The sequence below is a fragment of the Microcystis sp. CS-574 genome (genome assembly GCF_028329095.1).
GTDB classification, from domain to species: domain Bacteria; phylum Cyanobacteriota; class Cyanobacteriia; order Cyanobacteriales; family Microcystaceae; genus Microcystis; species Microcystis ichthyoblabe_A.
In genome coordinates, this window is sequence record NZ_JAQMSY010000210.1 from 16,325 (window position 1) to 29,358 (window position 13,034).

The 13,034-nt window shown below is 43.7% G+C and carries 11 protein-coding genes and 1 pseudogene; 8 read left to right on the plus strand and 4 right to left on the minus strand.

Translation table 11 applies throughout. The features are described from left to right. The first annotated feature begins 74 nt into the window (after positions 1–74). Positions 75–257, plus strand: a complete 183-nt coding sequence (rpsU, locus tag PN470_RS16895) for a 30S ribosomal protein S21 (protein ID WP_002738938.1) — start codon at positions 75–77, stop codon at positions 255–257. A 169-nt stretch (positions 258–426) separates the two neighbouring features. Here rpsU and PN470_RS16900 read toward each other — a convergent pair whose 3' ends face one another. Together PN470_RS16900 and murD are read right to left on the minus strand one after the other, a co-directional pair. Beyond that, positions 427–3,054 carry a glycoside hydrolase family 10 protein gene (locus tag PN470_RS16900; protein ID WP_271939465.1) on the minus strand — a complete coding sequence of 876 codons (2,628 nt, stop codon included), beginning with the start codon at positions 3,052–3,054 and terminating at the stop codon, positions 427–429. A 156-nt stretch (positions 3,055–3,210) separates the two neighbouring features. Continuing rightward, positions 3,211–4,560, minus strand: a complete 1,350-nt coding sequence (gene murD, locus PN470_RS16905; protein ID WP_002739189.1) for a UDP-N-acetylmuramoyl-L-alanine--D-glutamate ligase — start codon at positions 4,558–4,560, stop codon at positions 3,211–3,213. A gap of 171 nt (positions 4,561–4,731) precedes the next feature. Here murD and PN470_RS16910 point away from each other — a divergent pair, with 171 nt between their 5' ends. The 4 genes and pseudogenes from PN470_RS16910 to prfB all read left to right on the plus strand — a co-directional run bounded on the left by PN470_RS16910 (position 4,732) and on the right by prfB (position 7,857). Beyond that, positions 4,732–4,992 (plus strand): ribbon-helix-helix domain-containing protein, encoded by a 261-nt coding sequence (locus tag PN470_RS16910; RefSeq protein ID WP_002739380.1) that lies wholly within the window; start codon positions 4,732–4,734, stop codon positions 4,990–4,992. A 2-nt stretch (positions 4,993–4,994) separates the two neighbouring features. After that, a pseudogene (locus PN470_RS16915) lies at positions 4,995–5,294 on the plus strand (type II toxin-antitoxin system RelE/ParE family toxin). Positions 5,295–5,497: 203 nt separating this feature from the next. Then, on the plus strand, positions 5,498–6,610 hold the full coding sequence (locus tag PN470_RS16920; protein ID WP_271939461.1) for a DUF3747 domain-containing protein: 1,113 nt from the start codon (positions 5,498–5,500) through the stop codon (positions 6,608–6,610). A gap of 139 nt (positions 6,611–6,749) precedes the next feature. Next, a protein-coding gene (prfB, locus tag PN470_RS16925; RefSeq protein ID WP_271939459.1) for a peptide chain release factor 2 occupies positions 6,750–7,857 on the plus strand; the annotation gives its coding sequence in 2 pieces (ribosomal slippage) (positions 6,750–6,821 and positions 6,823–7,857; 1,107 coding nt in all). A gap of 218 nt (positions 7,858–8,075) precedes the next feature. Here the strand turns inward: prfB and PN470_RS16930 are convergent. Beyond that, positions 8,076–9,494 carry an ATP-binding protein gene (locus PN470_RS16930; RefSeq protein ID WP_046660935.1) on the minus strand — a complete coding sequence of 473 codons (1,419 nt, stop codon included), beginning with the start codon at positions 9,492–9,494 and terminating at the stop codon, positions 8,076–8,078. A 139-nt stretch (positions 9,495–9,633) separates the two neighbouring features. Between PN470_RS16930 and PN470_RS16935 the strand changes: the two genes are divergently transcribed. Continuing rightward, the gene (locus PN470_RS16935; protein WP_002739055.1) at positions 9,634–9,885 is read left to right on the plus strand and encodes a hypothetical protein; all 252 of its coding nucleotides are present in this window, start codon (positions 9,634–9,636) and stop codon (positions 9,883–9,885) included. 92 nt (positions 9,886–9,977) lie between these two features. Here the strand turns inward: PN470_RS16935 and hemH are convergent, their stop codons facing one another. After that, positions 9,978–11,141 carry a ferrochelatase gene (hemH, locus tag PN470_RS16940; RefSeq protein ID WP_004163720.1) on the minus strand — a complete coding sequence of 388 codons (1,164 nt, stop codon included), beginning with the start codon at positions 11,139–11,141 and terminating at the stop codon, positions 9,978–9,980. A gap of 119 nt (positions 11,142–11,260) precedes the next feature. Here hemH and PN470_RS16945 point away from each other — a divergent pair, with 119 nt between their 5' ends. Both PN470_RS16945 and PN470_RS16950 read left to right on the plus strand, forming a co-directional pair. Next, entirely contained in the window at positions 11,261–11,884 is a 624-nt protein-coding gene (locus tag PN470_RS16945; protein ID WP_272104842.1) for a class I SAM-dependent methyltransferase, read from the plus strand. A 116-nt stretch (positions 11,885–12,000) separates the two neighbouring features. Then, positions 12,001–12,555: a YqeG family HAD IIIA-type phosphatase gene (locus PN470_RS16950; RefSeq protein ID WP_272104843.1), complete on the plus strand. Its 555-nt coding sequence runs from the start codon at positions 12,001–12,003 to the stop codon at positions 12,553–12,555. Positions 12,556–13,034 lie beyond the last annotated feature (479 nt).

The window sequence follows — 13,034 nt, forward strand, 5'->3', positions numbered from 1 at the left end:
TACGCTAGATTGTGCTATAATGAGAAGTTGGCATTTTTTAGGCAGAGAGCAGTTACAGGAGGTGAATTAGGTTAATGACCCAAGTGGTAGTTGGTCAGAACGAGGCGATCGAATCAGCCCTACGTCGTTTTAAGCGACAGGTAGCGAAAGCGGGAATTTATGCGGATATCAAAAAGCATCAATTTTTTGAAACCCCTCAAGAAAAGAGAAAGCGTAAAGCAGTAGCCCGAAGACGACAAAGAACCCGTCGTCGTTAAAATTCCGCCAGTCAGAAGCTGAACAAAGGCTTCTGGCTGTCTTTTATTTTGATCGGGTTTTGGGGGTTGGGAAACAGATTAGGGAGTAGGAGAGTAGGGATAAAACAACTGATGGCTGTCTCTTGCCAGAGTGCCTATCTCTACTGGGAAATTAATTCTGCACGACTACTTAAAACTCAACCCTTTGACCATAACTTAGGAGACTTTGTAGGGTTGCGAGGCGATTTTCCCAGACTTGTATTTGATAGGCAGATAAATCTTTTTGTCTGGACATCACAGATTTAAATTGATAGCTAAATCGCTTTAGAGCATTTTGAGTTAAAGTCAAATTGCGAGGGCTGGGATTATTAGCTAATTGCTCTAATAGATTAGCCATTTCGTCCACTTCTTGCCCCCAAGTTTTTAAGGTTCGCTCCTCCATTGCCCATAAATTATTAACTATTAAAAAACTCCACTCTTGACGCAGAGAATTAAACCGCGCTGCTGCCGTTTTAAAGGGTTGACGGTGGGGTAAAGGTTCAGCTTTTTTCGTAATTATCGATCCCTGAATGCGATTAAGAATTGTTTGCAGGTTGGGATTGAGATTTTCTGTGGCAAAAAGAGCGAATCCCGAAGTGGGAAGATTGCGAATAAATTGTAGTTGATCGATGGTGACTTGATCGGGTACTTTTAACAGACGGATACCGGGTATAATCAGAGCATTTCCTGCAATTTGGCGATCAAATAAAGACTGGGTTTTATCTTCTAAAGTCCCTGTATCGAGAGCATAAGTCATTAAAAATATTATATCTATCCATTGATTTTGTCCCCATTCTTCCCAGTTTTGCTGAATACGATATAACCGTTCTTTTTGTTCTAGGGGAAACACCGCCGCCGACATTTTTAATTGGGGGCGAATCTGTTTTAAACGAGTAGAAACCTGGGAGACAAAAGTATCAACCTGACGGATTTTAAAGCTAGTCCATTGTTCCCATAAAGCACCCCGGGGATTTAAAGTAATGGGATCAACTCCTGTCATTTGTTTAAATAACCAACGGCTGGATTTACCATAACCATAGGTTTGATTAGAATTTTGATTCTGGAAAGGATAACGAATATAATCTAACTGCAAGCCATCCACATCATAATTATTGACAATTTCCTCGTAAAGAGATAAAAGATAGTTCTGTACTTCGGGATTAGCAGGATCAAAAAAGGCCTTTTTCGTGCCTTGACTGTAATCAAAAGAACCACCACTTTTATTAGTTGCACCCCAATCGGAATTACGCGATAAAACTGGACCGAGATAATTTAATGGTTGCTCTAATACTTTATTATGAGCTTGATTAGCTGCCGCAAAAACCCACACCCAGGCGTGGATTTCCATATTGCGTTCATGGGCTAATTTAACGGCAACTTTGAGGGGATCCCAACCTCTAGTTAAAGGGTTTTGTTCGGGGGCAACTTGACTGGGATAAATAGTATAACTAGCATTAACTGTCTCGAAAAAGACCACATTAATACCCGCTGCCGCCATGCGATCGAATACTTTAGCTAAATCCTCCTCGTTTTTAGCTTGTACGATCGTGCCTCGATCTAACCACATTGCTCGTATTTCTGGTTGGGCAAATTGTCGATTAGTGGGATAATTATCCCAAAGATTTCGCCGCGCTTGTAACCAATATTCCCGCGCTTGGGTATAGTCCCCCTGAGCGATTAAATTCTGAAAATTATTTAAGGTTCCTTGGGCATTTTCTAGGGCTAAACGGAATCGTCTCGCCCCATCCGAGGTGGGGGAATTTTTTGCCCGATTATGAAATGCTTGTGCTAGGGATTTATCGGTAGTTAAAGTGTTATTATTACTGGCTTCTAAAGCTAAGAGAGTCGCCCCATAACGCCCGATTAATCCCTGCAATTCTGCCGTCATCTGGCTAATTTGTTGAGAAGTTAGGCTCGCTCTGGGGGGAATTGCCTCGGTACTCGGACTTAATCTCGCCGTTTCCCTGGGGGGATTTTCTGCAATCTGGGGTAGAGGGCGACGGGGTGCGGTCGCCATTGGTGTATTATTAATATTATTAACTATTGTTGATTGCCCTTGACAATAGGGCGCAATTGTGCTATGAGAAGAACTGCGATTAATGCCGTAGCGTTGCAGAGCGGTTTCCAGCCAAGCGCTATCGAGGGCGAGATTAGCCACGGCATCGCTGCCCCAGCGCCAACCGAGAAAGATCGAGTTATTATTGAGGACAACGGCAGGGGGATTATTGCGCGCTCCCCAGACGGCTACGGTTTGGCTATTAATTCCCGTGGGGATAACCACACCACCGAGGAGACTGCTGGCTAAAGGTTTTTGGTTTTTCAGTTCACCTAAATTAGTCGGTCGCAGGGTGTAAGCTTGAGGGTGGGGATAGGCCCAGTAAGCCCCAAATAGCGATCGCAGTTGCTCGCGCACCGCAGGTTCCGAAAGATTTCCCGCCGGACCGGTGACGATAATTTTACCACCGCGATTCAGCCAACGACTCAAGACACTAGCTTGTAAACCGGAAATAGTCTCGACGTTGGGGATGATTAGAACCTTAATTTTATTCAAATCCGCGTCGCTTTGCCACTGATTACTCTGGAGAATGCAGTAATTAACCCCGACATTTTGCAAACGATTGGTTATATCTGTCCATTGATTGGCATTTTCCTGACTTTTTAACACTGCCACTGGTGTCGCTAAAACTGGGATCGGTAGTAAGACAGCAACACAGGACAAGAGGCAGGTAATCAGGGGCTTGTTAAAAAGATGATCACGACGGAAGGACGATCCCAGCACGTTTTTTTCTCTTAATTTTTTTGGTTAACTCCTCCTGATCTTACCCAACTTAGCCAAAAAATAGTATCTTTGGCAACAAAAATTACGTCTTAGCCGTCCGCAACGGGGTTTTAGGGTTTTAGTTGAGTTTCCCCACTTCCCCATTCCCCCATCTCCCTACAACTGTAAGGACAATTGCCGAAAGTGATCGCCGCGATGTTCAAAACTTTGGTATTGGTCAAAACTAGCGCAAGCTGGGGATAATAACACCACTTTAGCCTCTTTTGCCAGTCCTAATTCAGCCGCACGTTGAACTGCCCTGTCCATCGTCTCTACACATTCATAATCTTGATAACCTGCTGACTGTAAACGACGGGCAAAATCGGCGGCAGCGTCACCAATCAGCAGCACAGTGGCGACTTTTGCCTTAATTTCAGCGATCCAAGCCCGATCATCCCCTGCTTTCGCTTCTCCTCCCGCGATTAAAATCGCTGGACTAGGGACTGATTGTAAACCCACTGCGGCGGCATCGTAGTTAGTTGCTTTACTATCATTAATAAAGTCTAGTCCTTTATAAGTACAAATGTACTCTAAGCGATGGGCAACCCCGGGAAAAGTGGCGATCGCTTCGGTAATGGCTTTTTTCTCGATTCCTGCCAATCTAGCGGCGGCCACAGCCATAAGCAAATTCTGCTGATTGTGACTACCCACCATTTTCAGGAGATTAACCGGGGCAATTAACTCCCCAAAAGCCACGATCCAGTTATCTTGCAGATAAACACCACGACTAGGATCGCCCAAAAGCGCCTCTTTGCCTTTCACAGAAGTCCAGTAAGCTTGTTGCCATTGACTAACACCGATTTGACGCAGATAGGGATCATCACCGTTGAGGATTTGGCGATCGCTTCTTTGCAGTAAAGAGGCTTTAATCTGATAATAATTTTCCAGGGTTTGATGACGACTGAGGTGATCGGGGGTAAAAGTTGTCCAGATGCCGATTTTCGGCGCTAAATCCCGACTGGACTCGATCTGATAACTACTAATCTCCGCAATAATCCAATCGTATTTATCGGCTTTTAAAGCCAATTCACAGGCAGCATAGCCGATATTACCGCAGGAAGGGGCATTTAACCCCGCTTTTTGAAAAATAGCGGCACAGAGGGCGGTGGTGGTGGTTTTACCGTTAGTTCCCGTAATCCCCAACCAAGGGGAAGATTGCAGATAACGCCAAGCTAATTCTAATTCTCCGATCGTCTCGATGCCTTTTTCTCTGGCAGTAATTAAAATCGGGGCATCCCAAGGCACGCCGGGGCTAACCACGATAAGATTAGGCAAGTCTGAAGCCTCTAGACTGAGATTTTGACCAAGATTGACCATAATTCCTTCTCTTTCCAGATTGGTTTGCAGTGCTTGTAAACTGGGAGAATCAGAGCGATCGCTTAATGTCACCTGCCAACCATCCCGTTTTAAGCATCTTGCCGCTGCTATTCCCGATCTTCCCAATCCAATAATCGCCGCTTTCGCCATCTTGTTGCCACTCTACTCAAGAGTCAATTTTTAGCAATCTCTATCCTACTGTGGATTGTTACCTTATTTCTGCCCCTAGATCAGCGATAATCTTAGTCTATTCTGTCTGCTCCTTGCAGTATAATAAAATGGAATGCTTATAATTTAGTCCTTGAACTAACAAAAATTAGTATGAATATTCAACTAAAACCAAATCAAGAAAAATTTATCGAAGAACAGTTAAAAAGTGGCAGATTTGATAATGTAGAGCAGCTCATAGATACCGCTTTACACTTGCTGTCCAACATCAATGAAGATTATTTAGAATGGCGAGAAGAAACCGGTCATCAAATTGATATTGCTGTAGCTGAATTAGACAATGGGGAAGGATTAGAGGTCGAAACAGTTATCAACAATATTTTAAAAAAATTTCAGAAAGAGCGTCAATCCTAATCATGAATCGTTATATTATTGCCCCATCAGCCAGTCAAGATTTAAACAAGATTGCTGATTATTTTTTAGCGGTAAACGTGGAAGCTGGGGAAAAACTATTGATAAAATTTTCCCAAAAGTGTCAACAATTAGCACAATTTCCCAATTGAGGACGTAGTTACAGTCATATTAGATCGTCCTTGAGAGGGTTGCCTTTAGATGGATATATTATTTTCTATCGAGTTACTGATGACACAGTAGAGATTTTAAGAATAGTTAGCGGTCGTCAAGACTTAGAAGCTTTATTCTCCGAGATAAAATAAATCCCTAGCAAAAATCCAGCAGAATTGAGCAGACTCCAAGACCTTTCAATTGGCCTGATTGCCTTTCCTAGCTGATGGCTGACGGCTGACGGCCGACGGCTGAATTATAAAACTATTTCCCCTAGGAAAACAAAATTCTCTGACTTGCGTCTAAATCGATAAAATAAATGCAAGTACGATCCCCATAACAAGGCTCCCTATTTATGAATCTAAAATCATCCCTAAAATTTACCCTACTGTTTTCACTTCTGGGGGGTTGTCTCCTGACGACACCCAGTCAAGCAACTCTCTTTGAACAACGAGAAGTTAATCAAGAGGATTTTATCGCTATTGCCCGTCCCTACGGTAACGGTAAATACGATTTGCTGATTTTGCAACAAATTCCCAGAAAACGCCAATGTTGGGCGGTAAATGGCAGAGAACCGACCATTGTTCAGCCTCTCCTCCTCGATTTCGATTTTACCGGCAGTTGTGAACGAGCCACCGACAGTAACGGTTATTCCCTTCGCATTCAGGGCAAAGATTACGGTTTAGAATACCTGCTGCGTATCGTACAACGCAACGGGGAATTAGTCCTCGTGGGAACTCCCCGCAATCCCAGACAATCAGAGGTAATTATTGGACGGACAAAAGGTTTAGGGACCGGTTTAATCCAAATTTATCTCATCGATGGCTGGCGCTTTACTAAACGCAGTCTAGCCGGTCAAAATCTCAGTCATATCTATCTAACTGCCGATAGTCCCAGTTTCAATCCTCCCCCGGAATTACTCGCGGGTAATAGTTATTCCCCCCCCAGAGAATCCGTCAAAGCAGAAACACCGGTTAATCCTTCCCCTAATCCCGAAGTGCGAGAATATACCTTTACCGCTGCAGAAACAGCAGTAGAGAGCAATCCTCAGCCAGTGGCCACTAATCCAGTACTAAAGCCAAATTTAACCCCACCGTCCCCAGTTACCCCTAATTTACCCCCCCTAACTCCTCCCAATTCCCAGAATACTAATGCAATTGTACCACCACCGCCGCCGCGCAACCTAGGCAATCAGAGAAGTTTATCGGATGTGATTACTTTTAATCGACCGGCTGCTAATCCCAGTAGTGGTAATATGAGCAATAGTGGCCGCCAAGGTTTTAAAGTAGTAATTGAAGCCAAAACCGAGAGCGATCGCAGCAAAGTTCGTTCTCTCTATCCCGACGCTTTCCCCACTTCCTACAAAGGTCGTTCCCTCTGGCAAATAGGCGCTTTTAGCAGTCGTGATAAGGCTGAAAACGCTTTACAAAGTCTTGCTCCCCTGCGCGGATCGATCGTACCATTTTAGCCGTTAAAAATTGTTAGATGCCCCCCTTATTAAGGGGGGATTAAGGGGGGATCGGCCCCCCGTTTATCAAGGGGGACGGGGGAGATCAAAGGCAAAATCTATCGTCTATTTAATTATAACCACTTACTTAACTGATAACATGGAAATATCGGAACTAAAAAAAGGTATCGAGATAGTAGGATCGCGCCTGGGTAAAACCCAGGACTATCTTTGACTTACCCACTTTAAAGGCCAAAATTAAAGACTTAGAACAGGTGGCAGCCGTCCCCACTTTTTGGGATAATCCCGATACTGCTCAAAAAACCCTGCAAGAACTAAATGAATGTAAATCTTCTTTAGAAACCTATCAGGGTTGGTGTGAACAATTAGAAGATACTAAGGCAATTATCGAGTTATTAGAATTAGAATCCGATCGAGCTTTACTAGAAGAAGCAACGGACAATTTAACTCATTTACAGCATGACCTCGATCGCTGGGAATTGCAACAGCTTTTAAATGGTCCCTACGACGCAAAAGGAGCGGTTTTAACGATTAATGCGGGGGCCGGGGGAACCGATGCCCAAGATTGGACAGAAATGCTCCTGAGAATGTATTCTCGCTGGGCCGAGAAACAGGGTTATAAAGTCACTTTAGCAGAAATATCAGAAGGAGATGAAGCGGGAATTAAATCGGTGACAATTGAAATTGCCGGAACTTATGCTTACGGTTATCTAAAAGGAGAAAAAGGCACCCATCGGTTAGTCAGAATTTCCCCTTTTAATGCTAATGGTAAACGTCAAACCAGTTTCGCTGGGGTGGAAGTGATGCCAATTTTGGGCGATGATGCGGTGAGGGTAGAAATTCCCGATAAAGATTTAGAAATTACTACCACTAGATCGGGGGGAAAAGGTGGACAAAATGTTAATAAAGTGGAAACTGCCGTGCGTGTAGTTCATCTTCCCACAGGTATCGCTGTACGTTGTACCCAAGAGCGATCGCAATTACAAAATAAAGAAAAAGCCCTAGCTTTATTAAAGGCGAAATTGTTAATTATCGCTCGGGAACAACAGGCTCAAGCGATCGCTGAAATTCGCGGCGATATGGTGGAGGCCGCTTGGGGCAATCAAATCCGTAACTATGTTTTTCATCCCTATCAATTGGTTAAGGATCTCCGTAGTAATGTGGAAACCACCGATGTTACTGGGGTAATGAATGGGGATTTAGATAGCTTTATTGAAGCCTATTTACGTTTGGGGGGTGCAGTTTAAAGAAATGTATCGCCGTTGTCGTCCACAAGTCCCACTCCCGTGTGGACGCGATGATAAAATCTCCTCTTGGAAAAATGTCGATTTGCGTTGAAGCACTTTTTTGCTCGCTGTATAAGGGTTTCGCCGATTTGACATCCCTAAAATGGATTTGCGTTGAAGCACTTTTTAGCATTTCCACACTTCGACTAAGCTCAGTGTACACTTCGCTCAAGGCTAGTCTAGGCCCAAAAGGGGAGATAACGAGCATAACGAGTTGATTTAGATTCAGATTCGTCAAGTTTAATCAGTCCTGCTTCTTTAGTTGCCCCAATCACTTGAGAAACAGTATTGTTTTTTGATTCATTTAAACAAAAGCGATTTCGTAAGGTTTGGTTAGACATCCGTTGATTATCGACATAGAGGAGACAACAGTGCTGATAACAAGCGCGAATACGGTCAGATTGACTCATTTTGCCAAAATCCTGATGAGCGAATAGGATAGAAGTTGTTCGGATCTCACCTACTCTAAAATCTGGTGCGGGAAGTTGAAATTTCTCGGCAGCGGAAATAACTTTATCAATACCACTGCCCTTTTCTTCACAAATGCCAAAACGACGCATTATGTCAGCTAATTGCTCATTACGGGAGCGATATTCGTCTATAAAGCGTTCTACTTTGATAAAAGGAATACCAGGGTTAGAGATTTCTACTCGATCATCATACATTTCAATCATCACCGAAGCGCCTGTAGCGAGAAAGTCCTGATGAATCAAAGCATTGGCGATCAGTTCTCGCAAAGCTTGTGGAGGAAACATTTTCACTTCTTCCCTAAGAACCTCCTCGATGACGCGATTTTGAGGGGCTAAATCGTGGACAAAATTAACTAAACCATCAAAACCCACAGCATATCCCTTAGTTCCTGTCTGTTCCAGTCGAGTTTTAATTTTACCTGTTCCCTCATAGATAATCACTCGTGGTGCTTTACGCGCTAAGGTAGGGGAAAAGCTCTCAAGTTGTCTGGCCAGAAGGATGGCAGATAAATTAGGAATTGTCCAACCTTTTGATGTTTTGTCAAGGAGTTGATCGCTTTGTAATCTTTCTAAAACAGCATCACGATGGCTAGGATAGGGAAGCTTGAGCAATTTAAAGTAGGTTTGGGTGTCGAGTAGGTCAATAACCTCATCTGGACTGGCATGAGAGCGAGCGGATTGACAAAACCAATCTTGTTGATCTTCAGCAAAGATGAGCTTAAGCCGATCAGGTGTCATGAATACTAAGTCTTCCCCTGCTCGCATTAGATAAGCACCTTCAAAGGCGATAGGTTGTCCTGTGGGACGGGTTGGCACTTCAAAAACCAAGACACGACCATCAGGGTGGGCCAATTCGGTGATTTCCACGCGCAAGCGAAGTTTTTGAACGATTAGCGATTTAATGCTGTTAATTTCTTCGGGTGTAGGAAAGGCTTGTGAACCAACAATTTTACGGGGACGTTTATCGGTAACACCTAAGATAAAATGGCCACCTCCTTCATTAGCAAGGGCGACGCAATATTTTAACAGTTTGATTGTATCAAATTGATTTTTAGCCTGTTTAAATTCTAGTCGCTCATTTTCCACTGGAGCATTTAACCAACCTTCTAGGGTCTCTAGGTTTATCATGCAGTAATCTCCTTCTGGGTGGGAATTTACGTTTGGGGGGGAACAGTGCAGGTTATACTGATTCCTAAGATGAGAGCAGCTCTATTTTCTCGCAAATTCTGTTCTTATGCTATTTGTCCTCTACTAAGAAGAAAAATCAATGGTTATTATCGAGATTACCAATGTGGAAGAAATATTGAGCGCAAAAATTGGCTCTTTCGCTGCTAAAATCGTCCAAGCTCTAGCAGATGATGAGGGGAAAGTGGAAGAGGTTCTCATCAAAGAATTACAGGCTAATTTTCAGGAAAGGGGGATTAAAGCTAATCTGTTTAGCGTCACTGGGTTAGATATGCTCGGCAATGGCAGGCTAGAAGTTAACGTTAATGTTCGTTCTGCGAATATGATGTCCTAAGAGATGAAATCGCCAATGGTTGGGTTAAATATAGTTAAACCCAACCTTATTTTGGTAGTTACCATCAAAAGCAATGGCAACGAAGCTTGAGGTTATAATAAACCAACAAAATGTAACGGTCCTTGACCGGTAATTAATTCGATAATAATTGCCAGAAAACCGATCATCGCTAATCGACCATTCCACACCTCGGCTGCCGTTGTCATCCCCCATTCCCAACGTTCCTGGGGATACATTTTCATATTCGCTTTCGGATGGGTAATTTGCTCGAAAGTGGTGGGTTTCTCGTCTAGGGATTTTACCACTAACTGGGAGAGAGATTCGATAAACATCGGGTGAGTGTTAAGAGCCGGTACTCGCTGAAAATGTTCAATTCCCGCTTCTTCCGCCACTTCTCGGTACTCTATATCGATTTCTTGCAGGGTTTCGATGTGTTCCGAGACAAAGCTAATCGGCACGACCAATAAATTCTTAATTCCCTGCTCTCCCAACCCTTTTAAAGCATCTTCAGTATAGGGTTTTAGCCATTCCACCGGACCGACGCGACTTTGATAGGCTAAAGTGTACTGATTGGGTCGGTTTAGAGTACGCATGATCGCCCTAGTACATTCTTCAATTTCCCTTTGATAGGGATCTCCCGCTTCCTCCACATAACTTTGGGGGACACCATGGGCGCTAAAAAAGATATGTACTTGGTCAGGATTAGCACACTGTTCTAACTCTCGCGCAATCAGATCGGCCATAGCACTCAGATAAGTGGGATGATCGTACCAAGAGGGGATGAGAGTATATTCCGTCAAACGCAGATAGGGATCCTGCTGCCACATTTCCTCCAGCACACGAAAACTGGAACCACTGGTGCTGATGGAAAATTGGGGATAAAGGGGAAGAATAACCAATTTTTTGATATGATCCCGTTTAATCCGCTCGATCGCTTCTTCGGTGAAGGGATTCCAGTAACGCATCCCGATATAAACGCTCACCTCGCGGCCCATTTCCGCGAGACGTTGTTGCAGTGCCGTGGCCTGTGCTTCCGTAATCTTGAGTAAAGGGGAGCCACCGCCGATCTGACGGTAATTTTCTTGGGATTTACTCGCTCTTAACGTCGATATTAACCAAGCTAACGGTTTTTGTAATCCTTTGATCGGTAAACGGATGATCTCTGGGTCAGAAAAAAGGTTAAATAGAAAAGGACGCACATCCTCTAACCGCTCCGGCCCACCCAAATTTAATAATAAAACGCCAACGCGACCCATAGTGTTAACAGATAATTTTTAAATTTTCAGATTCTTTACCAAGTTTAACAATATATCGGTGGAACCGTTAAAACAAATTACAGGCTACAGAGAACTTAATCAAATCTTGGAGGTTGATCTTGGCTACAATTTTACGTCCCCTCAGTTATCAATATCAATGGCTTTACGATGGTATCTCCCGTCTGGCTGCCCTAGCGGTGGGTGGGGAGTCTCGTTTTCGGCAATTGGCCCTAGAAGGTTTAAAAATCGCTAAAAATGACCCTATCCTCGATCTCTGTTGTGGTGCAGGTCAAACCACCCGTTATTTAGTCCCCCTATCCGATCACTGTACCGGTTTAGATGTCTCTCCTGTGGCTCTGGAGCGAGCTAGTTTAGCGGTGCCGCAAGCGCATTATGTGGAGGGATTAGCCGAAAAAATGCCCTTTAATGCCGGAGAATTCGCCTTTGTGCATACTAGCGCCGCTCTCCACGAAATGGAACCAGAGCAGTTAGAGGAAATTCTTAAAGAAGTGTATCGAGTTCTCAGACCGGGGGGAATTTTTGCCCTCGTGGATTTTCATCGACCCACTAACCCGCTTTTTTGGCCTTCTTTAGCCCTATTTTTGCAATTATTTGAAACCCATACCGCTTGGCAATTTATCGATAGGGATCTGATCCAATCTTTACAGGCGATCGGTTTTCGTGATTGTCAACAAAAATTATACGCTGGTGGCAGTTTACAGGTGATTCAAGCGGCCAAGTGAAGAGATAGGCCAGGCAAGATTTTCAGGGGCAGTCGGTCATTTATACTAAATAAGGCAACGGTTTTTTAATCAAGCTGAGTTCGATCGACTCGCTGCCAGTTATTTTTGAGAAGTTAATGACTAGAGCAAAAATTCTACAACCCGATTTAATTTTAGGGGATACGATTCTCGGTCTCACTCTGGAGATTTTGAGTCAGCATCAGATTAAGGGATTGATTCTCGATGTGGACGATACCCTTGTTCCCCTTCAGGAAACGACGGTTTCTGACGATTTACAGCGTTGGGTCGATTCCTTGCGTCTTTATCTACCGATTTGGTTGGTAAGCAATAATCTCAGTGAAAATCGCATCGGTGCGATCGCTGATAATTTACAACTTCCCTACCTTCTCGGTGCGGTGAAACCCTCTCGACGCAAACTCCGGCAAGCGATGGCAGCCATGGGACTCCCCCCCCAACAAATTGCTATGGTTGGCGATCGCTTGTTTACCGATGTTTTAGCGGGAAATCGTCTGGGAATGTTTACCATTCTGGTGAAACCAATGGTAAATCCCTTGACGGGGGGGGCAGCTTATCCAATCCACGATTTTGAGTTGTGGGTATCACAAATTCTCGGCGTTTCCCTGCATCCGCAGCATTACTTAATAAAACCTGACCAATCCTCACAAAAGTAAATATTAAAAAATACTTAACTATAGAGGTAAATGGCGAAAAGTAGGAAATACTATAGAGAATTTGAAATGAGGTCAGCCGAGATAAAGACCTTAACGAAAATATGGCACGGGAATTCCTCACCCTGAGCAAGCGCACTGGTGGGGATTCCCCGACCGCCTTGTTTACCTCCGATCAAAGCCTGTACTATAATAGACCTCTTGTAAAAATCAAAAATCTTCCCTTAGGTGAGGAGCCAGTAGTCAGTATTCAGGAGAATTAAGAATGAGAATTAATCAATTAAATGCTCTGTTTAGGGATTTTATGCAATTTTATGCCTATTTTTCTCATTTTTGAACTCTCAAAAATTAATTAGGCAAGAACTCTCATCTCAAAAGATTAGTCAAGTGATGGGAGCAGTCTGGTGGTGGGATTATCTCAGGTAGCTCTCAACCAGGTTTGACCAAAGCTCAAAAACGAAGAAAAAACAGCTTGGTTAGGA